27 protein-coding genes and 2 pseudogenes are annotated in these 24,962 nt (G+C 67.7%); 12 read left to right on the top strand and 17 right to left on the bottom strand.

The window, feature by feature from the left end; all coding sequences use genetic code 11:
* Positions 1-152 precede the first annotated feature (152 nt).
* The gene (locus tag ACWCPY_RS33205; RefSeq protein WP_451271269.1) at positions 153-950 is read right to left on the bottom strand and encodes a hypothetical protein; all 798 of its coding nucleotides are present in this window, start codon (positions 948-950) and stop codon (positions 153-155) included.
* 261 nt (positions 951-1,211) lie between these two features.
* Here ACWCPY_RS33205 and ACWCPY_RS33200 point away from each other — a divergent pair, with 261 nt between their 5' ends.
* The 4 genes from ACWCPY_RS33200 (at position 1,212) to ACWCPY_RS33185 (ending at position 3,292) form a co-directional block, all read left to right on the top strand.
* Entirely contained in the window at positions 1,212-1,604 is a 393-nt protein-coding gene (locus tag ACWCPY_RS33200) for a hypothetical protein (RefSeq protein ID WP_451271267.1), read from the top strand.
* A gap of 141 nt (positions 1,605-1,745) precedes the next feature.
* Positions 1,746-2,537 carry a DUF2785 domain-containing protein gene (locus tag ACWCPY_RS33195; RefSeq protein WP_451271265.1) on the top strand — a complete coding sequence of 264 codons (792 nt, stop codon included), beginning with the start codon at positions 1,746-1,748 and terminating at the stop codon, positions 2,535-2,537.
* A 69-nt stretch (positions 2,538-2,606) separates the two neighbouring features.
* Entirely contained in the window at positions 2,607-2,915 is a 309-nt protein-coding gene (locus tag ACWCPY_RS33190) for a ribbon-helix-helix protein (protein ID WP_451271297.1), read from the top strand.
* Positions 2,912-3,292: a PIN domain-containing protein gene (locus ACWCPY_RS33185; protein ID WP_451271263.1), complete on the top strand. Its 381-nt coding sequence runs from the start codon at positions 2,912-2,914 to the stop codon at positions 3,290-3,292. Before ACWCPY_RS33190 ends, ACWCPY_RS33185 begins: the two co-directional genes overlap by 4 nt.
* Positions 3,293-3,330: 38 nt before the next feature.
* Here the strand turns inward: ACWCPY_RS33185 and ACWCPY_RS33180 are convergent, their stop codons facing one another.
* The gene (locus tag ACWCPY_RS33180) at positions 3,331-3,489 is read right to left on the bottom strand and encodes a hypothetical protein (protein ID WP_451271261.1); all 159 of its coding nucleotides are present in this window, start codon (positions 3,487-3,489) and stop codon (positions 3,331-3,333) included.
* Positions 3,490-3,940: 451 nt separating this feature from the next.
* On the opposite strand from ACWCPY_RS33180, the gene ACWCPY_RS33175 reads away from it, so the two are divergent.
* Positions 3,941-4,801, top strand: a complete 861-nt coding sequence (locus ACWCPY_RS33175; RefSeq protein WP_451271295.1) for a phosphotransferase — start codon at positions 3,941-3,943, stop codon at positions 4,799-4,801.
* 13 nt (positions 4,802-4,814) lie between these two features.
* Here ACWCPY_RS33175 and ACWCPY_RS33170 read toward each other — a convergent pair.
* The 3 genes and pseudogenes from ACWCPY_RS33170 to ACWCPY_RS33160 form a co-directional block, all read right to left on the bottom strand.
* A pseudogene (locus ACWCPY_RS33170) lies at positions 4,815-4,997 on the bottom strand (hypothetical protein); the annotation flags it as partial.
* 162 nt (positions 4,998-5,159) lie between these two features.
* Positions 5,160-6,179 carry a carbon-nitrogen hydrolase family protein gene (locus ACWCPY_RS33165; protein WP_451271259.1) on the bottom strand — a complete coding sequence of 340 codons (1,020 nt, stop codon included), beginning with the start codon at positions 6,177-6,179 and terminating at the stop codon, positions 5,160-5,162.
* A gap of 339 nt (positions 6,180-6,518) precedes the next feature.
* Positions 6,519-7,145 carry a hypothetical protein gene (locus ACWCPY_RS33160; protein WP_451271257.1) on the bottom strand — a complete coding sequence of 209 codons (627 nt, stop codon included), beginning with the start codon at positions 7,143-7,145 and terminating at the stop codon, positions 6,519-6,521.
* Positions 7,146-7,603: 458 nt separating this feature from the next.
* On the opposite strand from ACWCPY_RS33160, the gene ACWCPY_RS33155 reads away from it, so the two are divergent.
* Complete coding sequence (locus ACWCPY_RS33155; RefSeq protein WP_451271255.1) at positions 7,604-7,930, top strand: hypothetical protein; 327 nt, start codon at positions 7,604-7,606, stop codon at positions 7,928-7,930.
* A gap of 479 nt (positions 7,931-8,409) precedes the next feature.
* On the opposite strand, the gene ACWCPY_RS33150 is transcribed toward ACWCPY_RS33155, so the two are convergent.
* Complete coding sequence (locus ACWCPY_RS33150; protein WP_451271253.1) at positions 8,410-8,547, bottom strand: hypothetical protein; 138 nt, start codon at positions 8,545-8,547, stop codon at positions 8,410-8,412.
* Positions 8,548-8,843: 296 nt separating this feature from the next.
* Between ACWCPY_RS33150 and ACWCPY_RS33145 the strand changes: the two genes are divergently transcribed.
* A complete protein-coding gene (locus ACWCPY_RS33145) occupies positions 8,844-9,482 on the top strand; it encodes a zinc-binding dehydrogenase (RefSeq protein WP_451271251.1) in 639 nt (212 codons plus the stop codon).
* A gap of 65 nt (positions 9,483-9,547) precedes the next feature.
* On the opposite strand, the gene ACWCPY_RS33140 is transcribed toward ACWCPY_RS33145, so the two are convergent.
* Positions 9,548-9,985: a glutaredoxin domain-containing protein gene (locus ACWCPY_RS33140; protein WP_451271249.1), complete on the bottom strand. Its 438-nt coding sequence runs from the start codon at positions 9,983-9,985 to the stop codon at positions 9,548-9,550.
* Between the two features lie 297 nt (positions 9,986-10,282).
* Here ACWCPY_RS33140 and ACWCPY_RS33135 point away from each other — a divergent pair, with 297 nt between their 5' ends.
* Positions 10,283-10,591: a hypothetical protein gene (locus ACWCPY_RS33135; RefSeq protein ID WP_451271247.1), complete on the top strand. Its 309-nt coding sequence runs from the start codon at positions 10,283-10,285 to the stop codon at positions 10,589-10,591.
* Positions 10,592-10,787: 196 nt separating this feature from the next.
* Here ACWCPY_RS33135 and ACWCPY_RS33130 read toward each other — a convergent pair whose 3' ends face one another.
* The 4 genes from ACWCPY_RS33130 to ACWCPY_RS33115 all read right to left on the bottom strand — a co-directional run bounded on the left by ACWCPY_RS33130 (position 10,788) and on the right by ACWCPY_RS33115 (position 13,632).
* Positions 10,788-11,345 (bottom strand): hypothetical protein, encoded by a 558-nt coding sequence (locus ACWCPY_RS33130; RefSeq protein WP_451271245.1) that lies wholly within the window; start codon positions 11,343-11,345, stop codon positions 10,788-10,790.
* A gap of 213 nt (positions 11,346-11,558) precedes the next feature.
* Positions 11,559-11,852: a hypothetical protein gene (locus ACWCPY_RS33125; protein WP_451271243.1), complete on the bottom strand. Its 294-nt coding sequence runs from the start codon at positions 11,850-11,852 to the stop codon at positions 11,559-11,561.
* A gap of 589 nt (positions 11,853-12,441) precedes the next feature.
* Positions 12,442-12,618 (bottom strand): hypothetical protein, encoded by a 177-nt coding sequence (locus tag ACWCPY_RS33120; protein ID WP_451271241.1) that lies wholly within the window; start codon positions 12,616-12,618, stop codon positions 12,442-12,444.
* 225 nt (positions 12,619-12,843) lie between these two features.
* Positions 12,844-13,632, bottom strand: coding sequence for an AAA family ATPase (locus tag ACWCPY_RS33115; RefSeq protein WP_451271239.1), 789 nt, complete (start codon positions 13,630-13,632; stop codon positions 12,844-12,846).
* Between the two features lie 86 nt (positions 13,633-13,718).
* Between ACWCPY_RS33115 and ACWCPY_RS33110 the strand changes: the two genes are divergently transcribed.
* On the top strand, positions 13,719-14,195 hold the full coding sequence (locus tag ACWCPY_RS33110; protein WP_451271237.1) for a hypothetical protein: 477 nt from the start codon (positions 13,719-13,721) through the stop codon (positions 14,193-14,195).
* Positions 14,196-14,327: 132 nt separating this feature from the next.
* Positions 14,328-14,429, top strand: a pseudogene (locus ACWCPY_RS33105) (peroxiredoxin); the annotation flags it as partial.
* Positions 14,430-14,525: 96 nt separating this feature from the next.
* Here the strand turns inward: ACWCPY_RS33105 and ACWCPY_RS33100 are convergent.
* Positions 14,526-18,395 carry a S8 family peptidase gene (locus ACWCPY_RS33100; RefSeq protein WP_451271235.1) on the bottom strand — a complete coding sequence of 1,290 codons (3,870 nt, stop codon included), beginning with the start codon at positions 18,393-18,395 and terminating at the stop codon, positions 14,526-14,528.
* Between the two features lie 216 nt (positions 18,396-18,611).
* On the bottom strand, positions 18,612-19,607 hold the full coding sequence (locus ACWCPY_RS33095; RefSeq protein WP_451271233.1) for a helix-turn-helix domain-containing protein: 996 nt from the start codon (positions 19,605-19,607) through the stop codon (positions 18,612-18,614).
* A 1,204-nt stretch (positions 19,608-20,811) separates the two neighbouring features.
* On the opposite strand from ACWCPY_RS33095, the gene ACWCPY_RS33090 reads away from it, so the two are divergent.
* A complete protein-coding gene (locus ACWCPY_RS33090; protein ID WP_451271231.1) occupies positions 20,812-22,095 on the top strand; it encodes a hypothetical protein in 1,284 nt (427 codons plus the stop codon).
* A gap of 431 nt (positions 22,096-22,526) precedes the next feature.
* Positions 22,527-23,054 carry a DinB family protein gene (locus ACWCPY_RS33085; RefSeq protein ID WP_451271229.1) on the top strand — a complete coding sequence of 176 codons (528 nt, stop codon included), beginning with the start codon at positions 22,527-22,529 and terminating at the stop codon, positions 23,052-23,054.
* A gap of 85 nt (positions 23,055-23,139) precedes the next feature.
* Here ACWCPY_RS33085 and ACWCPY_RS33080 read toward each other — a convergent pair whose 3' ends face one another.
* From ACWCPY_RS33080 to ACWCPY_RS33065, 4 genes are all read right to left on the bottom strand, one after another.
* On the bottom strand, positions 23,140-23,415 hold the full coding sequence (locus tag ACWCPY_RS33080) for a hypothetical protein (RefSeq protein WP_451271227.1): 276 nt from the start codon (positions 23,413-23,415) through the stop codon (positions 23,140-23,142).
* Positions 23,364-23,567 carry a hypothetical protein gene (locus tag ACWCPY_RS33075; protein WP_451271225.1) on the bottom strand — a complete coding sequence of 68 codons (204 nt, stop codon included), beginning with the start codon at positions 23,565-23,567 and terminating at the stop codon, positions 23,364-23,366. The genes ACWCPY_RS33080 and ACWCPY_RS33075 overlap by 52 nt, the downstream gene beginning before the upstream one ends.
* Positions 23,568-23,874: 307 nt before the next feature.
* Positions 23,875-24,303: a hypothetical protein gene (locus ACWCPY_RS33070; RefSeq protein ID WP_451271223.1), complete on the bottom strand. Its 429-nt coding sequence runs from the start codon at positions 24,301-24,303 to the stop codon at positions 23,875-23,877.
* A gap of 45 nt (positions 24,304-24,348) precedes the next feature.
* Entirely contained in the window at positions 24,349-24,819 is a 471-nt protein-coding gene (locus ACWCPY_RS33065) for a hypothetical protein (RefSeq protein ID WP_451271221.1), read from the bottom strand.
* Positions 24,820-24,962: the final 143 nt, after the last annotated feature.

The following is a 24,962-nucleotide window of genomic DNA, read 5'->3' as shown; positions in this document are numbered from 1 at the left end:
CGAAAATCTTGCCAGAGCCACGTTCGCTTGTACGCCGACACTTGACATCCATAGGGGCATCAAACGGGCCTACGTATTGCATGGCACGGTCGCGGTTGCTTCGATCCGGCTATGGCTCTGCACCTGAGACACAGCCGGTCGCTGTACACCGCTCACATGAGAGGGCGATTGGAAGACGCGTACTCATCCGCGATGCTGAAGACGCTGGCACAGCGTGGGCATTCCGCCCGGCCGAAGAGATGGGCGATTCCGTCGGCCAGCACAACTTGCCCATCACGGACGGCGGTCTCGTGCATCCAACGACCGATACTGGAGAGCCCCTTGGAGGACGCCGGCCTCAGGTCACGTCGGTCCACGTCGCCCAGGTTCCAGTCCCGGATCGCTGAATAGCGTCCGTTACTGCCGATAGCGACCGTCACCTCTACAGCGCAGTGAGGGCAGGCGACCTGGAAAAAGTCGTCCGAGAAGTCCCCCAGGACCGCACTCCAGTGGTATTGCCCTTCGACCGCGATCAAGTCGCGGAAGGTCGCGAGGTAGTCGTCCGGCCGCGACCGCAGGTGCCGGTCCAGCAACCCCCGGAACTCCGCGATTGCTGCGGCGCAGCCCGCCAGCAGATCGTCGCAGCCGTGGCCCCCTGCCGCGCACCGGACGATCGCCCCAGCCAGCCCACGCGCCCTCGCACTCCCCGAAGCCAGACGCACCAGACGCGGCAGCGCGGCAAAACTGGCGGGGAACACCAAGTCGTACTCGAGGACCAGCCGGTGCCCCAGCTCATCCCACGCCGCGGCTTCGTCCTTGCGCTCAGCCCGCGCCAGAAGCTCAGGGACGCGATCGACGTCCCCGTAGCAGTCGTACATCTGTGCCCAGTTCACCACCTGAACATTCAACCGCCCTGAGCTTCCGGGGACGACTCCGCATCCATGAATTCCGTTGCGCGACTCATCGGTCATGCCCTAGTCGGTCGTATGCCCGCGGCTCGACTTCGCCGCGGCGCAGTCACGTGCCGCTTCGTCCGTGACCCGGGCCCGTGCCCTGGCGACCCGGTACCCGGCCTCCTACATCTGCTGGGACGTCCTGCAGCACCCGGACTCGGCGATCGGCGACTGCCGAAGCCGCCCCTACACCGAGCGCCGTGCCCTCCTCCTGGAGCTTCTTGCCGATGTCGAACCGGCGGTCCAGGCTGTCCCGGCCACCGACGAACGGACGTTGCCGTGGTCTGGTACGACGCCCTGCGAGAGCAGGGCATCGAGGGGATCGTCTGCAAACGCGGCGGGGCGGGCTATCCGCCATCAGGACAGCGCAGGTGGGTGAAAGTACGGCACGCGGACACGATCGACGCCCTGGTGCTGGGGTTCACCGGCCCCCGGCTCAGACCGCACCATCTGGTCCTGGCAGTCGGGGACGAGGGCGGGCCGGCCCGGATGTCCGCGCGCCTGGAGCCCGCCCTTGCGACTCGTGTCAGTGAGGCCTTGAGCGGTGCGGTCGTCGTGGGGGAGAGGACGGCAGGGGGCGAGCCGTATACACGGGTGGAGACGGACCTGGTCGTGGAGGTGCTGGCCGGGTCCGGCCGGCACGGCACCCTCACCGCGGTCCGGATGCGGTGAGGGTGCCGTGCCCGCTGGTCGGGCAGCGATCTCGTATTTCGCCGGAACTACGTGGCCCAGCATGGAAGTTGCCAGGTCAAAGCGGGTACCCGGAAACAATTCGCAGGCGTACGACGACAACGAGAACCTATTCTGCCCGTCATGAACGACTGGAAGAGCGTCGAGGCCGCCGACTGCGCCGTGCCCTGCGACCGCCCGATGGACGACCTCGTCCGGGAATTGTCCCGTGCGCTGGCAGATCCCGATCCGCTTGTCCGGGACGGCGCGCCCCATGCCGTCCTCGCGACCTGGATTGCCCGCGGCACGATCGAGAAGTCACGGCGGCTGGAACTGGGGGACCAGATGGCCGCCCGCTTCACCGACCCGCGGGTCGAGGCCCGCACCTTCGCGCCCCTCGTGCTCGACATGCTGGTGGCCGCGGGGGACTTCAAGGCCGGCTGGGTCGACGCGTTCGAGCGCTGGTACCCAGCCGAGCGGGATCTGCGCGGTCACGACGAGACCCTCGGCTGGCTTCACGCGGTGGCGCACGGCGCGGACCTGCTCGCCAGCTTCGGCTGCCACCTCGAGGTGACGCCGGTGCGGATGCTGAATCTCGCCACTGCGAGGCTGACGTCGCACACCAACCACGTCTACGACCAACTGGAGGACGACCGCCTGGCCCGGGCGATCGCCCGCGTCCTCACCCGCACCGACCTGAGCGAACGCGACGCCGTCGGCTGGCTCGATCCAATCGCTGACCGCTTTGGAGCCGACCGCATCAGCACCCCGGTGCCCGCCCACATCAGCAACTGCCTGCGTACCCTGCGCCTGCTCTACATGCTCGCCGACCGGGGCGTGCGCCCTACCAGCGAACTGCCCGCGGAACCCCTCCACCACCGCGACGCGATCAAGTCCGGCGTTGCCACCGTCCTCGACCGGATCGTCAGACGCTGACCAGGGGCAACGGGGCCCGCCCACTCCAGCGCCGCCGGATGCCGCAGGTGCGCTCCGTGCCCGCGAAGCCTGTGGACCGACAGCGCTCTCCCCAAATGTTCTACCGGCGGTAGAGCCGGTGGTACGAGCAAACCGACGAGCATCAAGACCAGCGAGGAAGTGCGCGACCGGCTGCGGGTCCTCGCCGCTGAGCGCGGCACGACCATCACCGAGTTGCTGGAGGAGCTCGTCGGCCGCGAGCTCACGGAAGCCGAGCGTGAGCAGCGTGCTGCCGCGGCTGCCCGGGAGCTCGGCATCGAGTACACCGAGCGGGTCCAGCAGGCCGGGCAGGATGCCTGGGCGAGGATCCGCGCGCATCAGGGCGGCGCCGCCGCGTGAACCTGACGGTCGTCCTGGACCACACCGCTCTTGCCGCGCTGTACCGTGCGGATCCCTTCTTCACCAGGCTGCACATCGAAGCCTCCCGCGGCACCGGCACCGGCGGCGTCATCGTCCCGTCGCTGTCTTTCCTTGCCGCGGAGCGGCAGGCCACGGGTGCGGGCCGGCACGCGGCGTCCCTGCGGTTCGCGGAGAACGTTCCGTTCACCGCCGGGCACGCGGTGGATGCGAGGGACTGGAGGAACGTGGACCGGCCAGTGGCTCACGCGGCTGCGATCGCCTGGCACGCGGTGAAGGCGGGAAACCCGCTCACGGTCCTGTCGCTGGAGCCTGAGCTGTACGCGGGTACCGGCATTACTCCGCTGAACCCCACCTGACCCCGTACCCCGGGCCAGGCGCCGCGGTGGGTCCCGGTTCAGTCCAGACGGTCGTATGCGCCGGGCTCCCAGTCAGCGAACAGCGTCAGTTCCTGTGCGGTCTCGGTACGTTCCGGCGCCTCCGCGCCGTCCCGCCCACTCCGTAAGCCGACCTCGCTGCCCTGAAGCCGCAGCCGTGCTGGCGGGAGTCGGTCCATGGCGCTTCCTCACGAACCGTGCCGGCGGGGCCGGGAAGGTCCTGGACCTCCCGGCCCCGCCAGTTTCTTCGGTTGCGCGGCTCAGGCTGTCGGCCGGCTGTGCAGTGGCACGACGACCGGCGATCCGGTGGCCGTCTCGCCGAGCCGGAAGAACTTGACCTGGCCCTCGCTGTGCGCACGCTCCACACCGTTCCAAGCAGCCGGTCCTCCAGGACCTGGTCGTTCGAGGTGCGTCGGAAGTGTCGACCGGGATGTGTCGGGGCGATGGGGTGCAGGTCTGGGTCGAGGGCGGCCCATTTCAGACCTGCTGTCCTGTGCCATCGAGCTTTGAGCGGTGTCATTGAAGTTTGAGTGGTCCGGGTCACATGTTGTGCCGAGCCACGACAGTTGGCACCTGGCCACGCTGGTTGGCATCGCCCTCGCTCATCTATGCCAAGATTCGAGGGTGGATATGACCGACGTCACGCGTGCGATTGCGGCTGCGACTTCGATTGCCGCATCGCTCGACCTGCCAGCCAACGATGCAATCGTTCTCCACAACTCGAACAAGCTGGCGCTGCGGCTGACGCCATGCGACGTCTTTGCCCGGGTCGCCCCTGTGGGACAAGAGGTTGCACAGTTCGAAGTCGATCTCGCTCAGCGGCTCACCGAGGCCGGATGCCCGGTGTGTCCCTTGGATCCTCGGGCGGACCCGCGTGTGTACACGCGCGATGGCTTCGCAGTGACGCTGTGGACCTACTACGAGCCCGTGACACCTCACACCTCACCAGTCGACTATGCCAAGGCCCTGGAGCAGCTGCACGCCGGCATGCGCGAGGTCGATGTGCCGAGCCCGAGGTTCACGGACCGGATCACGGAGGCGGAAGAAGTTGTCGCCGACCCGGATCGCTCGCCGGAGCTCACCGACGCAGACCGCGTGTTCCTCAGCGGCAGGCTGGCAAGCCTGCGACGAGCGATCGACGACCGCGGCGCCGTGGAGCAGTTGCTCCACGGCGAGCCGCATCCAGGTAATGTGCTCGCCACGAAGAACGGCCCGTTGTTCATCGACCTTGAGACGTGCTGCCGTGGACCCGTCGAGTTCGATCTCGCCCATGTTCCCGAGGCGGTCTGCGAGCACTACCCAAGCGTTGACCAAGGGCTGCTGGACGAGTGTCGGCAGCTCGTTGTCGCGATGGTCGCCGCGTGGCGTTGGGAGCTTGGCGACCAGTTTCCGAATGGGAGGCGATTCGGAGAGGAATTCCTGCGCTTGCTGCGCGAGGGTCCTCCTTGGCCGACGCTCGACACAGTGACCAGGCGACTGGATGGTCTGTAGAAATCGCCGAAGGTCATGTGAAAGCGGCAAGGAACCAAGCGCGGTCGGAGACGAGGCCGACGATGGCTCGGTAGGTGTCGGGCAGGGCATCTCGTCGGTGTGTCCGGCGGGTCAGTTGCTTCCAGCGTTGGTGGTCGGCGAGCGTGTGCTCGACGGTGATGCGCTTCGATGAGTGTCTGTGCCGGGCTTTCTCTCTGGCGGCGTGTACGTGCGCGAGGGCGATCGCCCCGGGTCCACCCCCATTGCCATCGCCCTCGGCCGGCTCACCGCCCGCGACCGGACGCCCGTCCGTTCGGTCAGTACTCCATGAACCAGGGCGACTGCGTAGAGCCGCCCAAAGGGAACCGTTGTTGTCTGCTCAGGCCGTTTCGGCCGCCGGGGTGACGGTGCCGTCTCTCGGGACGGCGGGCCATTCGCGGTGTCCTTCGTCATGCCAGAGCGGGCGTCGGTCGACCCGTAGGCCGAGGATCTCCGGTCGCGCGTAGTGGCCGCGGGAGTCGACCCAGACCTTGACGGCGTTGATGTCGGCCAGGTCGATCTCGGCGGTGACGAGCTTCTCCTCAAGGCCGGTGTGCGGGCCGGCGAGGTACTGGTTGAAGGGGTGGATCACGGCCGACCAGCCGCCGCCCGCTGTGATGTGCTTCTGCGGTCCGACGGTGGACTCCATCCACTGCAGGCACGTCTCGTCCACCGGGTTTCCGGCGGAGATGACGAACGCCTGCGCCGTGAGCGCGTGGGTTTTCATCATGGCGTCGATCTGGATGTCGGCGACGGCCTCGAAGCCGGTCATGGTGGAGAGGCCGGGCCATGCTGCTGCGTGGATCTGCTGGCCCTGGGCGATCAGGGACTGCCGGGCCAGGTTCATGGTGTGTTCCCAGCAGGCCAGACCGCCGATCCGGCCCAGAGAGCTGTCGAAGACGCTGAGGGTGGCGCCGCCGCCCTGAGCCCACACGATCCGTTCGGCGTAGGTGGGCTGGAGCTTGCGGTGAACTCCGAGAAGGGTGCCGTCGGGTTCGATGAAGACCTGGCTGTTGAAACACGTGCGGGTCCCCGCGAGCCGTTCGCTGACACCGAGAACGGCGCCGACCCCGGCGCGGTCACAAGCGGCTTGGACCCGGGCGATCTGCGGACCGGGCACCTCGACGGACGCCTCGGTGTAGGTGACGTTGGCGCCCTGCTGGTCCAGCGGGGCGTAGGCCTCGATCCAGTAAGGGTAACCGGGCACGAAGGTCTCGGGGAACACCAGCAGGTCGATGCCTTCCCGGCCGGCCTGTTCGATGAAGCGGATGACCTTGCCGACGGTCGCCTCGGTGTCCATGAACACAGGAGCGGCGTGCACCGCCGCGACAGTTCGTTTCGTGGAAGTGGCAGATGACATGTCGGAGTTCTCCTCGGAAGTGGGACGCATCGGCAGGAACGGGCCGTCGAGCGGTGTCCGGGGCGCACGGTCCGGATGTGGATGAATGGGTGAGCCGGTCACGAAGAAGCCTGCCATCGTTCGCAGCAACGTGTGCCTACGCTGACCAGTTCGGACAAGACGTGTCAAGACCAGTCAACTCCTGTCTTGAGAGCCGGAGTTTGAGACTGGCACGCCGTCGACATACTGCTGTGACCGCGTTCCGTCGGGCCCGAACGTCAATCCCGAGACGTTGCGCACCTGGGTGCGGGTCGCCGAGGGAGGGTCGGTGGCTCCGGGCGTCCGGCATCGTGGCCGGTGTCACTCGCAGAACAGCTGCACCTTTCCGTCGGGATCGTCGACGTCAATGGTGACCTCGTCGAGCTGATCGATGAGCTCCTCGATGTGCTGCGGCTTGAGCTCGGTGAGATCGATCGGTACCCCGGGCCGGCGTTTTAGAACTGGGCCTCGCACCCGAGGCTGAGCCCTCCGTTCCCGACGATTGTGGCGTCGGGCCGGGGCGTGCGGGTCTTCGTGGTCGCCTCGACCTTCGATTCGACACCTGCGGACTGTCAGTGGTGTGCGATGACGTCCGTCATCGCCTTGTGGCGGCCGCTCTGCGTGGACGTCACTTCGTGCACGGTGGGAAGGTGCGCGGCTCGTAACGTACATGTGGGGGCTCGTGACGCCGTGCAGTTCGGCCCTGCACGTCCGGCCGAGGCTGCGCTCGACGCAGACCAGGAGGTCCCGTGGCTGGTCGGCGATGTGGAGATGGAGTTCCGGGACCAGATCGGAGACATTGATGCCGCTGTTGAGCGGAAGGCCGAGGTCTTCCTTGTCGAGTTCGAGGACGAGGATCGGTCCGGAGTGGCATACACCGTCTTTCACAAGCGCCTCAATCCAGCAACTTCCGGAGAAAAAGGTGTATTCAACGGTAGGGCGGGTCACTGGCAACGCGGTACGGGCAGGCATGAGTTCGGGGCCTGCGGGCAGCACAGGGTTCCCGCGGCCCCCGGCCTCGACCCCGTGGCCACCCTGACGGGCCCGGGCGGCACCGGAGCGGCCCCCGACGCCTCCTGCCCCCGCGCGTCCGGCGGCCAACACGCCCGCAGGGCGTCGGCTCACCGGCCGGAGACTCCGCTTACGTCCCGCGCACCCGACGGCCGCCAATTGGTCTGTACCAAATCTGGCGAAGCTCTTGCCAGAAACCGCGCACCTGGGCAGGATTTGGCTGGCGATCAGGCAGGTAATCACTCACTTTCTCCTTGATTGTCATGCTTCGGTATTCGCGGCGCCCGTGGCACCCCATGGGATCCGCCCGTCGAAGCAGGATCGTTCCGCTCCACGCTCCACTCGCACATGTGCCCCCTTCCCATCACGCATCGTCATCGGATGAAGGAGTCCCCATGTTCACGAAGTCCCTGTCCAAGAAGCACGGTGTTGCCGGTGCTGTGGCCGTCGCGGCGGCCACGGTGGGCCTGATGCTGGCCACGGCGCCCGCCGCCCAGGCAGCGCCCGACAACTGCACCATCTCGTCCGGGAGCAGCCTCTCCAGCCTCTGCACCAGCGGTACCGGTCAGCACCGGATTCACGCGGTGCTCAACCCGCTCGACCCCAGACTGCCGCAGCGCATCATCCTCGGTGACTGGGCCCCGGTCGGCCAGACTTCGGTCGTCTCCAACCCGTGGGGGGCGGGGTACGTCGCAAGCGTCTGGGTGGACCGCATCGACTAGGGTCTTTTCGTCTGGATCATGCCGGCCCGTGACTCGGGCCGGCTTTGTCGTGGTCGCGGCGTTGGAACGGTCGGGCGGCCGCCCGCCGCCCGGATCAACGAACGTCGTCCGGACCCCGGGGCGTTGCGTGCCGGTCCATGGCGGGGTCGGGGAGGTCGGTCCCCTTCCCCCCCCCGAAACACAGGGCGCCTCGGTGAGCCTTGACCGGTGTCGAGCGGCGCGACAGCGGGGGCATCGTGGCGCGCGGCCGGGAAGGGGAAGCGCCCGGTTGGGGTGGGACGGGCGGCGTGCTCCTGTCGAATCCTGCCTGCACCGAGATCGGCCTCCTGGTCCCTGGACGCCGAGGCCCTGGCGGCGGCCGACCGCCCGGCCGAGGCGGCGGTCCGCCCGGGGGTGGCCCCTGCCAGGGTTGCGGGATGGCCGGTGGCAGAGGAGCCGGAGTGATCCGTTGACGGGCGAGCTTGCGGATCTGGTCCAGGTCAGTGCGGCCGGGTCGACCCCGCCAGTGCGGCCGGGTCGACCCCGGCTACATGGTCCAGGACCTCCTCTTCGTGTTCCGGACGGCCGGCGATGCCGATGACGATCACTCCGCCGCCTCCGTCGGCGAGTGCGGCCACATCCCTGGAGAGCTTCCCGGCCGGCCTGGGGCCAGCCAGCTGGTGCGGGGCTGCCTTCGCATCGAGTCACCGTGTCTCGCGTACTCCGAGCAGGGGGTTCGGGTCATGAGCACCCAGCGCGCCGGCGCTCTCGAGGTCCATCGACACTCCGGCAGTATCCATGGCACAACCCTCTCTGGCCGCCGGATCCCGAAGTTCACGTTCGTCCGAGGCGGGCCGCTGATCCCTCTGTCGCCAGGCTGATGGGGATCCGTGAGAAAAGCACGGGTCTGCTTACCGGTGATCGCATCATGGCTATGTCACACCAACTCGGCTCCGGCCGAGGAACCTGGGCCGATCTGGTAGCGCTCCCCGCGGAAGCGGTTGCCTTTGCGCCGCAGTCGGTCAGCCTGGTTGCGGCAGCCACGTTGCCGTTGCCGGGCCTGACGGCGCTGCAGACATTGGGCCGGCTGGAGGTGAAGGCGGGAGAGCGACTGCTGATCGCCGGAGCGGTTGGCGGGTTGGCGCTGCAGATCGCCCGCGCAGGGGGCGCCGAGATCTATGTCATGGTCTCCCACGACGCGCAGGTCGCCTTCGCCCGCAGCCAGGGTGCCGACCTCGTCACCACGGACCCCAACGTTGTGCAGGACCGTCACTGCGACGCGGTCTTCGACACCATCGGGGGCTTCGTTACCGAGGCGGTGGCCGACGGTGGCCGGTGCGCGTCGATAGCTACCCAGGCCGGTCCTGTGCACGACCTGTCATTCCGCGGTGTGCGTGCCACCGTCAACCAGGTGCGCGAGGACGGAGCGGGACTTGCCGTCCTGAGCGAACTCGTCGACGACGGCTTCTTGGAATTGCGCGTGCACGCAACCTTCGGTCTCCAAGAGATCCAGGGCACGCAATCTCGTTTCCTCCAGGGCGGCTTGGCGGGAAAGATCACTGTGGTCTTCTGAGTTTGTCCTTCAGCTTCCGTCCGGTCGGGTCTGCGGTCGTCTCTCTGGTACGGCGCGGCTTCTGATCACGCGGAAGGGGAGAGCTGTTCGCGCACCCATTCGGGATCGGGGTTGGTGTGTGGCCGGCCCGCCACGACGACGGTCGGAACCGTCTCATTGCCGTCGTTGGCTGCCCTCACCGCTGCGGCTCCTGCCGGGTCGTGCCAGATATTGACCCAGTGTAACTGGCGGGCGCTGCGGCCCAGCCGAATGCGCAATCGCATGCAGTACTTGCAGCCCGGCCGCCAGAAAGCGACCGGCCGGCCGTCGACCGCGCTGCGGCGTTGTGCCTCCAGTGCATCGATCGACCTCGGGACGATCAGGGGCGAGTTCATACCGGCGAACGCCAGGAATGCCAGGAGGAGAACTGCGGCTGTGCCGGGACTCCCCTTGAGGATCAGCCCAGTCGCGACGGCCGAGCCGCAGATCACAAGCAGCATCGGGAGGATCCAAGAGCGCATCATGGTGACGCAGGCTATCGAGGAGTTGAAAGGCTCCTCGAACTAGGCTGCTCACCCGGGTGTTCGCCGGACGCCGATGCGGCCTTCGTTTGTTCGTGTCCTCCGGCCAAGGACACACGTGGCCACGACGAGGGCCATGAAAGTGAGTTCGCTGCCTGATCACGTTCCGGCGGAAGCGTTCGCGAAAGCAGCACGTTTCCAGGATGACTGACTGATCATTTCAGAATGAAGTGCTTGGCCAGAGGGTTATGCGCTGCGAAGATGCGTCCTCGACCGGACGGTGGGCGACGGGGGCACCAGATGACGCAGTGGCGGCTCTTGCGGGGAGACGTCCTGGTCGGTGAGCTCAGTGAGTACGGCTGCGATCAGTCGTTCTTCCTGGCGCGCTTCACCCCGGGACCGGGATGGGAGAGCGTGAGGGCGTTGTTCGAGACATGGGTGGCCTTCAGAGGTCCGGACCCGGATGGGGCCAGGTTCGTCGCCCTGGTCAAGCCGTTGCAGGACCTGGGGCTCACCTTGGCTCCGGCCGGCGGCCTGCAGGCTCCGTTGCAGCTCTTCAAGAACTGCATCGTGCGTATCGACGGGGCTGAGGCCCGCCTCCGCTACTGACCCAGCGACTGGCCGTCCGTTGAAGCTGGCGCAGACGTATCAGGCTGCAGGCCGGTTCGAGCAGGCCTTGGTGGAGATCAGCGCGTCGTGCGGACGACATCGGCTGGACCGTGTCGGTGGACTGCACCGTCTGCCAGGCCGCACTGCACCTCGCGACGATTCTCATGTGGACGCGGCTTTGACTGAGGATCAGAGCCTAGGACAGCGGCTGACTGCCGAGGCCCGTCCGGCTGACGCCGCGAGGTGAGAACGTCATCGGTCCTATCCATCCCTGGAGGACGAGGACGATCTGGGAGGGCAGCGGTGAAACCGGATCGAGTGCCCTTCCGTGCGCCCAGTTCTCGAATAGCCCCTCGGTCGCCTCGACGGCGGACACCACCATGGTCACCTTCAGGTCCCCGTCGCTCCAGGTGTTCCACAGAGCCCAGCCCTCAGACCTGGGTTCGACCCCGAGCCGTGCACACACCTCCTCGTACGCATCGTCCATCCCGGCCGGCATGGTCCCGGGCTTCAACACCGAAGCTCCGACGAGGCGGACCAGAGGCCGGTCCTCCTCCAAGCAGCCATCGCCCTCGAAGTGGTAGTGGCGCAGAGCCCGAGCAAGCACGTTCACACTGTGCTGGAGTGGTGTCGCCTCTTCCGGGTCTGCCTGGAGCGAGAGCCATCCCTCGGTGGATGCCTCCACTCTGACACGATTGGCGAGGCGCTCGATCTCCCGGAGATAGTCCAGTTCACTGAGCTCGGGTGAGGTCATGGCCTGAAGTTTCGCACCATGCAGCCAGCGCCGACACAGGATATCGATCCGGCATGCAGCACCTTGCGCACCGCGCTTCAAGGAGACAAGCCCCAACTCAGACACCAGCCGCAAAGTAGCAAGGTGTCACGTGCTCGCCGCCATGGCGGTCTGCTCATCATGCTCGCGCAGCACCCGCATGACAGTGGTGGGCGAGCGATGCTGCTCCATAGCTCATCCGGTCCGTTTCGGTATGCGACGGAACGAACTCTGCGAGACCGCTACGGGGGCAGGGCGCATGACAACACCCACACCGATCGAGGAGCTGGAGGCCGTTCTCGGGGCGTCTCCGGAGTCGGCGGTGAGGGGGCCGTCCCCGTACGCGAGCGCGGCGAGGCGCGCGGCGTCGCGGCGGCAGTGTGAGCGGTGGAGCCGGACCGGGTTGAAGTGGATGTGCTGGCAGGTGCGGATGACCGCTTCGCGCAGGTGGAGTTCCAAGCTCTTGTTGCCCAGGTCCTTGTCGTGCATGAACAGGGGGTAGGTGTCGGTGGCGCCCGAGCTCGGCGCTGTCCTGGCGTGGATCCGCACGGCCGTCGTTCGCCTGTGCGTCCCGGAATCAGTCGATTTCGGGACGACCGCCCGATACAGCCCTCCGGCGACGGGAACCCGTCCCGAAAGGCGTCCCGGAACATCGGGCGGCCGCAGCGAGCGGGGGACCGATCTCGGGACGACAGCTTCAAGCGGCCAGACGGGAGTGGACACGTGACCGGTGAACTGGACGAGATCGCTCGCGCAGAGCTCGTCGAGCGGGAGCCGTGCTGCGGGGCACCGCCCGGATCGCCGTGCCGGGCGAACTCCGGCGTCGTCGCCGTCGCCTGCCGCACCGGCCGCAACGGCAAGATCCCCGCTCTGAAGTCCGGGCCAGCGATCCGCATCCCCGCCGCACGCGGTCCGGGCCGGCCATGGCAGCCCGGCCCCGAACCCGAACCCGAACTCGGCGTCGGCGGCGCGCTCGCGAGGACCGGCGACCTCACCGGCCACGCCCGCGTCTCAGGCAAGGGAGACAGGACCTCGCCGCACAGGTCCGCCTCCTCGAGAAGGTCGGCTGCGTACGCATCTACGTCGGGAGGATCGGCACCCGCGAGAAGATCTGCCCCGAGTGCAACAAGGCGCTCGCCGACCTGCGCCCGGCCGACACCCTCACCGTCACCATGCTCGACCGCAACAGCCGCAACAGCCGCAACAGCCGCAACAGCCGCAACAGCCGCAACAGCCGCAACATGATCGCGCTCATCGCCCGAGTCGGGCAGGCCATGTCGGGCAAGGAAGTCCGCGACCGCGGTACGGAAGGCCCCCATCGCGGTCGACCAGGGTGTTGCCGAGGCCCAGCAGTGGCAACGGCACGACCAGCAGTGGATCACACGCACCGGGTTCGGGCGGGTGGTTTCCCGCCCTGCATCGATGCAGTCGGCTACACGGAACCCGACCGCCCCGGTGTCGAACTACTCTTCCAGCGGGTTCAGTCTCGCCTTCGCGGGCGGGGGTCGTCCTTTGAGAATGAGCGGCCGAGTCGGCCCATGGAGCGATTGGGTCGACCCGGCCCAGTATCGGGGCCAATGTGACATTCCGAAGGAAGTGCCGTCTGCTCGTTGTGGTGGGTGCCGAGGGTGTGCGCGATCTTCTCAGCGATCTCGGCAACGTCGGCGGGGCGGCTGGTGTCGACGGTCAGCAATGGACCGCCCAAGTTGAGTGGGCCCGGGTAAGTGGCACGTACGGCGGCCACGCGCTCGGCGGCCTGCTGGGGGGTGAGTTGCGGATCGAGGTGGCCGGGGTGTCGGGTGCGGGCCTGAAAACGCTTGGCGGCGAGGGCGACGTCGCAGTCGCAATGGACTTCGATCAAGAGGCCGGCGAGGCTCTGGAGCCGGCTGGGAGCGGTGTCGTGATGCCACCAGTTGTCGAGCACGGCCTGGCCGGCGTCCGCTGCCAAGGCGAACATGATGTCGTCGCTTGCTCTGCTCAGCCTGCTTCGCCAGGCATGGTCACCGACTCCGAGCGAGTCGTAGAGGGATTCCAGGATCACATCCTTGTCGATCAACGGAAGGCTGAGGTGTCTGGCCAGACTCCGTGCCAGGGTGCTCTTGCCGCTGCCCGGTAGACCTGAGACGACCACAAACGCGACGAACCCCGGAGAGTTGCATTCGATGCGTGGCCCCTCATGCGTTGGCGCCTGGGTACTGCCGTGATCGGGGCAGCCGCTGGCCTTCTCCGAAGGGTCCTCTGACCTGCCCCGATGGTGTGGGTCATTCATTTGGTGCATGATTCGACCTCCTGATGCAGGGGGTTGGTGCGGTTCGGCGCGACGATGTGTCGCCGGGGTCGGCTCGACTGGAGCTGGTGGACAGCGTGTTCTTGCTGCACCCGGAAGACGTCGTGTTCGGCGCGATGCTCGACGGGTGGGGGAAACAGCAGCGCGGGCGGCGGTTGGACCCGGACACGATCGCTGAACGTGTCCGGCTCGTACGCCGGTTCATGGAGTTCAGCGAGCACTACCTCCGGCGCTGGACAGCTGTCCACATGGACGAGTGGTCGTTCTCCCTCACCGCGGAACAGGGACACGACGATGTACGCGTGGGGCTGCGCTGCCGGGAGGTGTCCCGGCTCGACCTCACGGACTTCCACCGCAACCCGAAGGCACCCGAGTTGGGCCGGTACGGACAGGTCCATGTCCCCTACGGCAAGGCGAGCAAGGGGTCGGGGCCCCGCCGGCGGATGGTGGCCGGCGTGATGCCCTGGGCCGTGGAGTCCATGGAGGACTACTTGGTCAACATCAGGCCGAGGTTCAAGCACCACTCGAACCGCAAGGCCGTGTGACCGACCGAGCGGGGAGGGTGCCTGCAACCACGGGCGACAGAGACGCGGTTCGCCGCCTACCGCGACGCCCTCGGCTTCGGCAACGAACTCGTTCCGCACTGCTTGCGCCGGATTGTCTCCCCTTGATTTCGGGACGAGCAGGGATTCACCGAAGCCGCGGAGGACGCCGAGAAGAACTGCCCGGTCAGCCAGGCGCTCACTGGCACGACCAACACGCCCACGGCGAAGCCGGCCTGGGCCGGATGGTCCGTTGACGCGCAGGGGGCCGGGCACGGGTGTCGCCACCCGTGCCCGGCCCTGTGTCATGCCGTGTGCCTCACCCGCCCGCGCTCAGCGCAGCGCGTAGGCCTTCTCGATGCTCTGCAGGGTACGGCTGCCGTGGTCGTCCCAGAGCTCGGTCCTGACCGCGACATAGCCGTCGGTGGACGTGAGCTTCGGGTGATGGTAGGAGACCCGGAACGAATCCCGGTCCAGCCGCTTCACATCGGTCCGCTGCCACGTGGTCCCGCCGTCGTAGCTGACGGACACCTTCGCCCCGGAGACCGCCGTGGAGCCCTTCCAGCCCTCCGCGCGATCCGCGTTGAGGGTGAAGGAGTACGACTGGTTGGCCCGCGCCCTGTTGAAGAGGTCGACCCGCAGGTCGTACCCGGGGTTGATCACCGCATCGTAGGCGCAGTACTCCATACCGGTGATACCGCAGTCGTCGGCCTTGTCCGTCGTGGCCTGCGACGTGAAGCGGTAGTCGGTCGTGATGTCGGTGCTGTGCCGGATACCGTCATCCGCGTTCGTGCTGTCGTAGGCGAAATTCGCCACGAACCGGTAGTCCGCCTTCTCCGGCACACCGTCGGCGATTCCGGCGGCGACGTCCATGGGCTTGCCGTCGCGGTACGCCTCCCAGGTGGCGTTCAGAACGGAGGTCGACAGCACGTGGTCCGGCTCGGAATCGTGCGGCGCCGTGTACAGCAGGAAGGTGTTGCCGGCGCGGCAGAACACGCACGGGGTGCGGGATGCCAGCGCGGCCGGCGTCAGGGGTCCGGCGAACCAGGTCCCGTGCTCGACCTGACCGGGCCGGTACGTCTTCGCCGTCTCCAACTCGTACAGCGAGCTGTCCTCGCCCGACGCCATCAGCTGCATGAACTGCTGGCCGGGGTCGGCGGCGTACACGTACTCGTCACGCTCGACGCCGCGCCGCACCTGCTGCCACGGACGGACCGGGTAGGGGAACAGCCGGCTCCAGGAGCTGAGGGAGTACCAGGACTTCGACCGGCCGCCGTCGCCGTACACACTGTTGTGGATCGTTGCGAAGTCCCGCTTGTGCGCCTTGAGGGAGAGGTTCGAGGGGATCCCCTTCTCGAAGCTCCACTGCCCCGAGTACGCGTACGAGGAGTCCTCCCGGCCGTGCAGGGCGATGGTGGTCGCGCCCCGCGAGACGCGCTTGGCGAGTGCGGCACCGTCGGAGACGCCGGTGGCGAACACCGGGAGCGAGGATGTCGCCGCGTACACGTTGTACGGGACGTCGGGCACGGGCAGCAGGACGACGGCTGCGGCACCCGCGTCCTTCAGGGCCGCGAGCCGGCTCCCGACATGCAGGGGGTCGTCGTGACGGACCAGAGCGGCCTTGCCCTTGACGTCCACCTCGGCGAGGTCCGCAGGGGTCGCTGCCCCCGCGTCGACCACGGCGAGGTTCTTCGTGCCGCTGAACCGGGCCAGATCGGGCGCGGTCTTCACGGTCAGCGGGAAGCCGTTGGCTCCCGTGACGGCCGCCGTCAGGACGGGCTGGGCGCTGCGCTCGTAGAACGAGACGGCCGAGGTGCCGGTGCGGGGCGCGGCGGCGGGGATCGCGCCGAACACCTCGTCCGAGGAGGAGGGGTAGGCCATCACGCCGTAGGTCGTGCCGAGACGCTCCTCGTTGAGCCGGGTCACCTCGTAGTCGAGGGCGGACCGCTCAAGGGGCCGCTTCTCGTCCTTGACCTTCACCTTGACGTCGACGGCCTCGGAAGCGTCCACGCCCACGTCGGTGGCCGCTCCGGCCACGGTGACGTCGTCGAGGTTGAAGAGGTCCGTCGCCTCGTGCGTCCGGTAGAACTCGAAGTTGACGGGATAGTCGTTCGAGCCGGTGGAGACGGAGCCGAGGACGGCGTAGCGGCCGCTCGGCACGCGGAAGGTCTGGCTGGTGACCCCGCTGACCGTACGCGGCACGAAGGTGTCGTTGTCGAGACCCATGACGATGATGTCGGCCGAAGCCGCGGTTCCGCTGTGCCGGTCCTTCAGATGCACGGTCAGGTCGAACCGCTCGGTGTCACGGGTGAAGCCCACGGCCGTGTGCGCCACGGCGGTCCCGTCGGCCGAGGCGGTCACCGTGCCGGAGTAGACACCGGGTTCGGCCTTGGCCGGGTCGAGCGTGACCTTCACCTGGGCGGCGCCGTGCGCCGCGACGGTGACCTCGGGCTCGGCGAACGTCAGCGCGCCCGCGACCAGTGCCTCGTCGGACTCGACGCTCTTGGCCTGGGCGGCCAGGGAGACCGTCACGGCTTTGTCGGAACGGTTGTGCAGGGTCAGCGTGCGCGGCTCCGGGGCCTTCTTGGCGTCGAAGTCGAGGAAGCCGAAGTCGACGTTGCCCTCGATGTCCACGGACGCGTCCAGGCTGGCGTCGACCGCGGTGCGGCCGCTTCCCTGGTCGTAGACGGTGGTGTCACCCTGCTTGGTGTGGGAGACGAGCGCCGCCTTGAGCTGCTCGCCGGTCCAGTCCGGGTAGCGCTCCTTGAGCAGCGCCGCCGCACCCGCTACGTGCGGGGTCGCCATCGAGGTGCCGTTGGCCGAGGTGTAGTGCTCGTCGACGACCGTGCCCATGGCGGTGCCTGCGGCACGTGCGGCGACGATGTCGACGCCGGGAGCGGTCAGATCGGGCTTGAGGCCGTTGTCGCCGACGCGGGGGCCTCGGCTGGAGAACTCCGCTATCCGGTCCGACTTGTCGACCGCGCCCACGGTGAGGGCGGAGTCGGCGGTGCCCGGGGAGCCCACGGTCGACTTGCCGGGGCCGCTGTTGCCCGCGGCGACCACGAAGAGGGTGTCGCTGGAGGCGCTGAGCCGGTCCACGGCCTCCTGGGACGGGTCACCGCCGGCCGAGGCATCTGAGCCCAGGCTCATGCTGACGACGTCCGCGCCCTGGTCGACGGCCCACTCCATTCCGGCGATGATCCCGGAGGTGGGGCCGCTGCCCGCGTCGCTGAGGACCTTGCCGATCAACAGTTCCGCCCCGGGGGCGACGCCCTTGAGCCGGCCGCCGGACGCCGCGCCGGTGCCTGCCACGGTCGACGCGACATGGGTGCCGTGGCCGTGGCCGTCGGTGACGGAGTCGACTCCGGTCATGAAGCTCTTGGTCGCGGCGATCCGGTTCTTGAGGTCGGGGTGGGTGGTGTCGACGCCGGTGTCGAGGATGGCGACCTTGGTGCCCTTGCCGTCGAGTCCCGCCGCCCAGGCCGCGGGTGCCCCGATCTGCGGCACGCTCTGGTCGAGGGAGACCTTCGCCTTCGCGTCGTACCAGATCTTCGCGACGGGGCCGATGGCGGACGAGGTCCGCGCGGCGGTGTTCTTCTTCGTGGTCAGTGCAGGGGTGACGGTGTGCCAGAAACCCGCGGCGCCCTTCTTCTCGACCCGGACCGCCGCCATGTCGAGCCGGTCGAGCACCACGCCCGGCTTGCCGGACGGCAGGTCCTTCGCGCGGCGGGTGAGGGTGCCGCGCGAGGCCTGGTCGGCGTACTCGACGATGACCGGGACCCGGTCGGCGGAGCCGTCCGCCTGGCCGTCGGCCAGCAGCCGTGTGACGTTGAACAGGTTCCGGTCGAGCGTCTGAGCGGCGATCCCGGCCACGGAGTCCGACGGGTAGACGTACAGATCGCCGTCGGGAGTGGTGAGGGTGCGGAAGGTCTTGGCGGTCCCTGGGGCGGGGGTCACCGTGACAGCACGCTTGCCGTCCGGTCCCGGAGTGAGCGTCACCTTGTCGCCGGTGATGAGCGTCACGGACCGGGGCTCCTGCTGCTCGGTGGCGCCGGTGGGCAGGGACGCGGTGCCCGTCGACGTACCGGTCGCCGCCTGGACGGAGCCCGCGGCCGGCAGGCCCGCGATCACCGTCCCGAGCGCGACTGCCACAGAGGTGCCGAGCAGTCGTCTTCGGGATCTTCCGCGTGTGGAATTCGGCATCTGCCTCTCCTAGCTGAACGGATCGTCACACCAAAGGTCAGCGAGCAGCACGGAACGGCCGGGGTGCGACGTCCCGTCTGATCACCAAGGGGGCGAGCCGAAAGCTATCTGTGAGACAGGGGAGCAAAGAAGGGGAGGCGGCGGCGCACTTGCGACAACGGCACCAAAGAGCCAGCCCGCTGTGGGGCGCACTCGGACGCCACAGCGGGGCGCGGGTCAGCTTCTTGCCGGCAGCGGCGGTGAGCTCGTCTCCGCCGCGCTGATCCAGCCGCGTCGGGCCGCGTACCAGCCCAGTTGCATACGGGTGGCCACGCCCGCCCGGTCCATCAGCCCCCGGGCCCGGCGCAGCACGGTGCGCCGGGCTATCCCCAGATGCCGGGCGACCGCCTCGTCGGTGAGCCCGCTGAGCAGCAGTGTCAGGAGCCGTGTGTCTGCCGGGTCCAGTGCGTCGGGCGCCTCGTCCTCACCGGGGGTGAGCGGGACACTGTCGTCCCAGACCCGCTGGAAGAGTTCGAGCAGCCCGGTGAGCAGCGGGCTCGGGCGGATGATGCCGGTGGCGCCCGGCCAAGTGCCCGCCTCGCTCAGCGCGGGCAGCACCGCCACCTCACGGTCGACGATCATCATCTTCATCGGCAGCCGTGCCGTCACCCGGGCCTGTTCACCGGCCCGGACACACTGGTCGATGCGCTCCATGGCGCCCGGGTACTCGACCGCGTCCCGGTCATAGAGCGTGCGGTAGACGACGCCGGCGGACATCTTCTGCACCTGGACGCTGTTGTCCACGGAGAAGTACGGCGGGGTGTCGAAGTACAGGACCTCGGAGCGGGCCCGGCGCACTATCTGCTCGACCCGGGTCGCGAGCGCGTCCTTCGGGACATGCTCGATCGCCACCGGGCCGGCCGCCCTGCGGTTGTCCACGTGGTACTCCTGAGCGAGACGCATCATCGCGGCACGCGCCTCCAGCAGCTCCTGCATCCGGCGCGCCAGCAGCAACTCGCCCGCGCTGTCCGGCGGCTGGGCGGCCATCGGCCCCCCGGCGCCCGGCTCGCGTATCGTCAGGCCCCGGGCCACCAGCCCGTCGAGGGCCGCCTCGACCCGCCTCGGCGGCAGCCCGGTGCGCTCGGCCAACTGCTCCGGCTTGCACGGTCCTTCGCGCACCAGGTCCCGATAGGTCAGGTCCTCGTCCTCGGTCAACCCAAGGGCTTCCAGCACAGGATCTCCTCTCCCCGCCTCACCCCGTCACACGGAATCCTGAAACGTCACGGACGATCAGGCAAGAGTGGATCAAGGACCGTTCATCCTGGCCGTAGGGCTACTTGACATGTAGCCGCTCAAGTTTTGTGCGGGATACCAGGACAAGCCGAGCGGGCCTGCGTGTGCGATTCAGTACAGGAAGGGGGACGTGCCATGGGGCATGCGGTCGGGATCGATCTCGGCACGACGAACTCGGTGGTGGCCGTTCTGGAGGGGAACGCCTGAACGCCATGCACGAGGCCGGCGAGGTCCCAGACCCTCGCGACGTCCGGGTCGCCCGGCCCAAAGCAGAGAACACCACGGCCCCGGCCTCCAGCAGCCCCGTGTCCCTCCTCAGCCGGCTGCGGCATCGGGGGCCTCGCCCTGTCCTCACGGCGCCAGTAGCTGAAACCGGACCCGTCACCCACGAAGTACTTGACCGACTGCCGCAGCCGCAGCCGGTTCGCTGCCTCCGTGCCGCACTGGTCTCGACCGGGGTGCTGCCCGAACGGGACGAACTGCTGATCCGGTTTGAACAGTGGATCCACCGCGTCGTGGAGGGGGGCCAGGACCCAGCCGACGGCCAGGTCGTCAAAGCCTTCACCGCGTGGTTCCACCTGCGCCGGCTTCGACGACGCACGCTCTCCACGGCGTCGCCCGACCACCGCCGGCCCCTACAGCTTCATGAGGTTCGAGATCCGGGGGCCATCCGTCTGCTCGCATGGCTTCGCCGACGTGGAGCGACCCCGGCCACCTGCACGCAGAGCGACAGCGAACAGTGGCCGAGTTCCCAGGAGTCCGGCAGTTACGCCATCCGGAACTTTGTGGTCCGGGCCCTGAGGCACGGACACGCCCACAACATCACGGCGCCCGCCCACACCAGACGCACCACCGCACTCATGGGGCTCGCCGGCGAACTCCCGGCTGTCGTCCTGGGCGACCTTCTCGGCATCCACATCAGCACTGCCACGGTCTGGTCCCAAGAGCCGGGCAACACCCGACCGGGATACGCAGCGGAGGTGGCATGGAGGGAACCCGGCAAGAACTGATGGGCCGGGTTACCAGAACACCCCGGGAAAGTGATGTCACACCCATCATGACAGTTCAGAGGGTTTTCTCGTAGGAGGAACGGCACAGGTGACCAGCCTTGTTCGGCCCCTCCGGGGCACCCAGAATCTCCGCTATGAATCACTCGGGGAAAGCCGATCAGGACGACATCGTGCGAGCGCGGAATGTACTGCTCGCGTCGGGACGCCGCACGCCGCGCGAGGAAGTCGACGCCTACCGGGTGCTCGCTCAGGTCAGCCCCGCCTCGTACCTGCCGCTCTTGGCCAAGGCGCTGCAACGTCTGAGCTACGACAGCGGTTCCGGCAAGAAGCATGCGGCCTGTCTCTCGCTGTGCGAGGAGGCGGTGGCCGCGGCGCGGTCCATCGATCCGGCCGAACCTGCCCGTGCGGATGTTCTGTACCAGGCCCTCAACACGTGCCAGAGAGAGCTGTACAGCCTGGGCCGACGCACCGAAGGACTCGCCATGCGTGCCGAAATGCTCGCCATTGGCCGCGCACAGGCCGAACTGTCCGGAGGTCCCGTGGTCAAAGGGCTGAACGAGTGGGCTGCCGGACTCTCCGAGGAAGGCCGGTATGCCGAGGCTGCCGATGCCATGACCGAATTGGTCGCAGCGATCCTGCCCGGCGGGCCCCGCAGCGGGGCTCTTGCCTGGTCACTGCTGGAGTGGATCGCCGCTCTCCACGACGCCGGCCGGTCCGGCGAAGCACTCGCCGCATTCGAGACACTCGTCAGCATGGAAGCGGCCGAAGCCGCGAACGGCAGTGGGCCGATGGCCTGCCATCTCTACTCGCTCATCGGGTACGCACAGATGCTTGACACCCACGGCCGAGGCGAGCAGGCGGCCCTCGCGCGGCAAGAGGCACTCGCCTTGCTGAAGGAGTTGGCCGATACCGGAGAGTGGAAGTCCTGGAGCGGCTATCAGGCGTCGTACTGGGCGGTGCTGCTGTCCTTCTCCGGCACCGAAAGCGATCGGAGTGCGCCCGATGGACCGCGTCCGCCTTCGGGTGCGGCGCCCATCCAGTGGTCGCCCGATGCCAAGCAGCGCTACTTCGAGAGCCGTCACTCCCTCCGCGAAGAGGTGGACACCCTCGCTCCGCGAGCCACCGAAGATCCGGACCAGCACCTGGCCGAACTGGTCCGCCTGCATCGCGTCCTCACCATACGCTCCGCTGTCTACTGGAAGAACCGCACCCATCTGTTCGCGGAGCAAGTGCACTCCCTGTTCGACGAGGGAGTGAGCCTGGCCCGCCGACTGTCTCAGCACGACCCGGCAGAGGGAACGCGAGCACTGGCCAGGAGCCTGATCGACCGATCGACCTTCCACACCGCCACCCGCGAATTCAGGCCCGCCCTCGATGACTTCCGCCAAGCCCTGAGCTGCTTGGGGGAGGCCAACTAGCCCGAGCCGGCCACCGTCCGCCCCAGGACTCGTGCGCACAAGCAGCTCGCATCAGGATCAGGAAGTTCGGCAATTCCGCAGCTTCCCGTAGCCCGGGTTACCAGTACTGCGCACAGAGGCCAGTCTCTCGACGCCATCGACGGCAGGCCAACCCGGCCGCTCGGTCTCACCCATGTACTGAGGTCATTTCTCCGGTTCTGGCTCAACTTCTGTGACGCAGCTACTCTCAGTGATCCGTCTCGCCTTCGAAATCCAGGTGGCACGTACGGTTGTGCCACCTTCTGTGAATGCCGTTCCGGTGCCCTTCTGGGAGTTACCTCGCTTATCTCGGCAAGATGTTGCCACTGAGCTGCCTGGGTGAGAGGGGTCGCGCGTGTTCGTCGCCAGCGAAGGCCCGCGAAGTCCATGGCGGTGTGTGCCAGGGTCCTGGCATGACTTCGACACCGGATGGACGCCCTGTCCCACCCGCACATGCTGGCGAGCGCGCCATGCTGGAATCGTGGCTCGACTTTCACCGTGCCACTCTCGCCCTGAAGTGCTCGGGCCTCAAAGACGATCAACTACGGCTGGCGTCGGCTGCGCCGTCGTCGATGACACTGCTGGGCCTCATCCAGCACATGGCCGAGGTGGAACGCAACTGGTTCCAGCGTGTGTTCGCCTGCCAGGACGTGCACACAGTCTTCGGGGAGAGCAACGCCGACGGCTTTGCACTTGAGGATGGCCGAGGACTCGACGAGGCCATGGCGGTCTGGCAGACAGAGATCGTTCGAGGGCGTGAGCTTATCGCTGCCGCCTCGCTGGACGACTCCGGTCGGCTGTCTGAGCAGGAAGCCGGCCACGTAGGTGACGGAGGGGTTTCGCTGCGCTGGATCATGGTCCACATGATCGAGGAGTACGCGCGTCACAACGGCCACGCCGACCTGATCCGGGAGCGCATCGACGGCGTCGCCGGGGCGTGAAATGCGGTTGGCGGCAGCTTGTTCGGCTGGCTCTATTCACCAGTAGTGTCGTGACGCCGTCACCAGCTGTTACGACAGCAGGACTCTAGCTGACCAGGGTGCCGGCACCGAGTGGGCCAGCGGTCAGGTCTGCAGCCAACTCGTGCTGCCAGAGCAGGTGGTAGAGCACCGGCAGCACCGCCAACCGGTCCCCGACCCATTCCGCCCCAGCGAACAGGGGCAGCGGCTCGGCGAACACCTCTCTCAGCCGGTCCGCCACCGACTCGCGGTGGCAACGGCGGTGGCGGTGGCGGGCCAGCCAGCGCAGGTTCACCCGGTAGGGCTGGTCCGGGTCGCCGACCTGGCGGAACTGCCAGCCCACCAGGCCCGGGCGACGACCGCCGAATCGAAGTCCAGGGCCATCGCCGCGTCCCGCTCCACCCACGACTCGTAGCCCACCTGGGACCGGGACATGGCCGCCCAGTACTCGCCAGTGAAGTTCTTCTGCCCCTTGAACGCGACGAACGGGCGCACCGGGGAACCCCGCTCGAAAGGCTCCCCCCACCAACGAGCCAACGGCCCGCAACGCTCAACACCGTCGGCATCGACGAAGCCGACGTCGACGCCCGGGGCGCACTCCCACGCCGTGACAGAAACCGCGGACCCATCCACCAACGCCTCCGCCCTCGCCGAGAACTCCCCCTCAGCGAGGGCGGAGCACCTCGTGGTCGGCCATGGCCCAGAGGCGGACGCCGTCACTCAAACAAGTGACAACCCGTCTCAATCCATCTGGTCGACGCAGCTCAAGGTATTCGAGCGGCCTCGGTGGTGCCCATTTGAGTCAGTACGCCGTGGTTGTACCCGGCTCTGCAGGGATCTCATGGCGGAGCAGCCTGATAAAGGCATCGGAGAACTCCACCAGGAGGGCCGTATCCAGGTCGCGGTTGAACGGCTCCGCCTCGCCGCCGGTTCCGAACGCGTTCACGACGTCCTTCGGAATTGCGGGGGCCCACTGCACCAGCCGCTGCCGCACCCGCTCCGCCAAGACGAGCACCATGGCGACGCGATCCGGATCAACTCCCAAGTGCTCATCAAGACATGACGAGACACACCCCATGAAGCCCGTAGTCGCCTGTGATTGCCAATCGGCCCGGGCAGCATCGAGCCACGCCGGACGATCGGCGACATCGGCTACCTCCTTGGACAGGAGGTAGAGGTACACCTCAGCCTGAAAGTCACGCGACCAGAACCCGCATCCGCGGTAGTCCATGTAGGAGCTCCCCATGGGCTCAGTAGATCATTCCCTTGCAAATTGTCAGGGTGGTGAGACGCCCTGCTCCAGGATTCGCAGTGAAGGCGGCGGTTTCCGGACCAGTCCCGGCCCGAGCTGGGTCTGAGCAACGCGAAAACGGCGTGCTGCCTCTGCGGGCAGTTGGGGGTGGCCGAGCCGGTGCGGGGAGGTGAACAGGCCGGTGAGCACGATGACTTCGGGGTAGGTAGCCACTTCGATTCGAGGCTCGGAGGGGCGGTGGGGATCACCGAGCGGGTCTTCGCCCAGCACTTCGAGTCGGCGGTTCCACCTCTGCCGAAGAGGCAGTACGCCGTTTTCGCGTTGCTCAAACCCAGCTCGGTGAAGGGATGGGCGCCCCGGCGGACGATCCGGTGATGCTGGGGGAACGAAGACCTTGCCCCGGTCCACGATGATCGTGTCCGGGACGATCACCGGATCGACCGCGATCGTCAGCTCGACCAGGCGCTCGTCCACCCGGCCGGTGCCCGGCGCCATGGACAACCTCGTAGCTCGCCGATCCACCAGCCCCCACAGCCCTTCGTCCCGCCACTTCGTTCTCAGCCGGAACAGCGTCCGTTCCGACACCTCGTTGCCTGCCGCGGACAGATCGGCCGCACAGACCCGGAAAGTTCCTCCGA

It is taken from the genome of Streptomyces sp. NPDC002403 (genome assembly GCF_053593015.1).
This window is presented reverse-complemented; position numbering and strand designations above follow the sequence as displayed.

Bases quoted from the DNA above. Each gene is read 5' to 3' on its own strand.
- ACWCPY_RS33205 (WP_451271269.1), bottom strand. From the start codon at position 950: ATGACCGATGAGTCGCGCAACGGAATTCATGGATGCGGAGTCGTCCCC.
- ACWCPY_RS33195 (WP_451271265.1), top strand. From the start codon at position 1,746: ATGAACGACTGGAAGAGCGTCGAGGCCGCCGACTGCGCCGTGCCCTGC.
- ACWCPY_RS33180 (WP_451271261.1), bottom strand. From the start codon at position 3,489: ATGGACCGACTCCCGCCAGCACGGCTGCGGCTTCAGGGCAGCGAGGTC.
- ACWCPY_RS33175 (WP_451271295.1), top strand. From the start codon at position 3,941: ATGACCGACGTCACGCGTGCGATTGCGGCTGCGACTTCGATTGCCGCA.
- ACWCPY_RS33165 (WP_451271259.1), bottom strand. From the start codon at position 6,179: ATGTCATCTGCCACTTCCACGAAACGAACTGTCGCGGCGGTGCACGCC.
- ACWCPY_RS33155 (WP_451271255.1), top strand. From the start codon at position 7,604: ATGTTCACGAAGTCCCTGTCCAAGAAGCACGGTGTTGCCGGTGCTGTG.
- ACWCPY_RS33145 (WP_451271251.1), top strand. From the start codon at position 8,844: ATGTCACACCAACTCGGCTCCGGCCGAGGAACCTGGGCCGATCTGGTA.
- ACWCPY_RS33140 (WP_451271249.1), bottom strand. From the start codon at position 9,985: ATGATGCGCTCTTGGATCCTCCCGATGCTGCTTGTGATCTGCGGCTCG.
- ACWCPY_RS33135 (WP_451271247.1), top strand. From the start codon at position 10,283: ATGACGCAGTGGCGGCTCTTGCGGGGAGACGTCCTGGTCGGTGAGCTC.
- ACWCPY_RS33130 (WP_451271245.1), bottom strand. From the start codon at position 11,345: ATGACCTCACCCGAGCTCAGTGAACTGGACTATCTCCGGGAGATCGAG.
- ACWCPY_RS33125 (WP_451271243.1), bottom strand. From the start codon at position 11,852: ATGCACGACAAGGACCTGGGCAACAAGAGCTTGGAACTCCACCTGCGC.
- ACWCPY_RS33120 (WP_451271241.1), bottom strand. From the start codon at position 12,618: ATGAGCGCGATCATGTTGCGGCTGTTGCGGCTGTTGCGGCTGTTGCGG.
- ACWCPY_RS33115 (WP_451271239.1), bottom strand. From the start codon at position 13,632: ATGAATGACCCACACCATCGGGGCAGGTCAGAGGACCCTTCGGAGAAG.
- ACWCPY_RS33100 (WP_451271235.1), bottom strand. From the start codon at position 18,395: ATGCCGAATTCCACACGCGGAAGATCCCGAAGACGACTGCTCGGCACC.
- ACWCPY_RS33090 (WP_451271231.1), top strand. From the start codon at position 20,812: ATGAATCACTCGGGGAAAGCCGATCAGGACGACATCGTGCGAGCGCGG.
- ACWCPY_RS33085 (WP_451271229.1), top strand. From the start codon at position 22,527: ATGACTTCGACACCGGATGGACGCCCTGTCCCACCCGCACATGCTGGC.
- ACWCPY_RS33070 (WP_451271223.1), bottom strand. From the start codon at position 24,303: ATGGACTACCGCGGATGCGGGTTCTGGTCGCGTGACTTTCAGGCTGAG.
- ACWCPY_RS33065 (WP_451271221.1), bottom strand. From the start codon at position 24,819: ATGGCGCCGGGCACCGGCCGGGTGGACGAGCGCCTGGTCGAGCTGACG.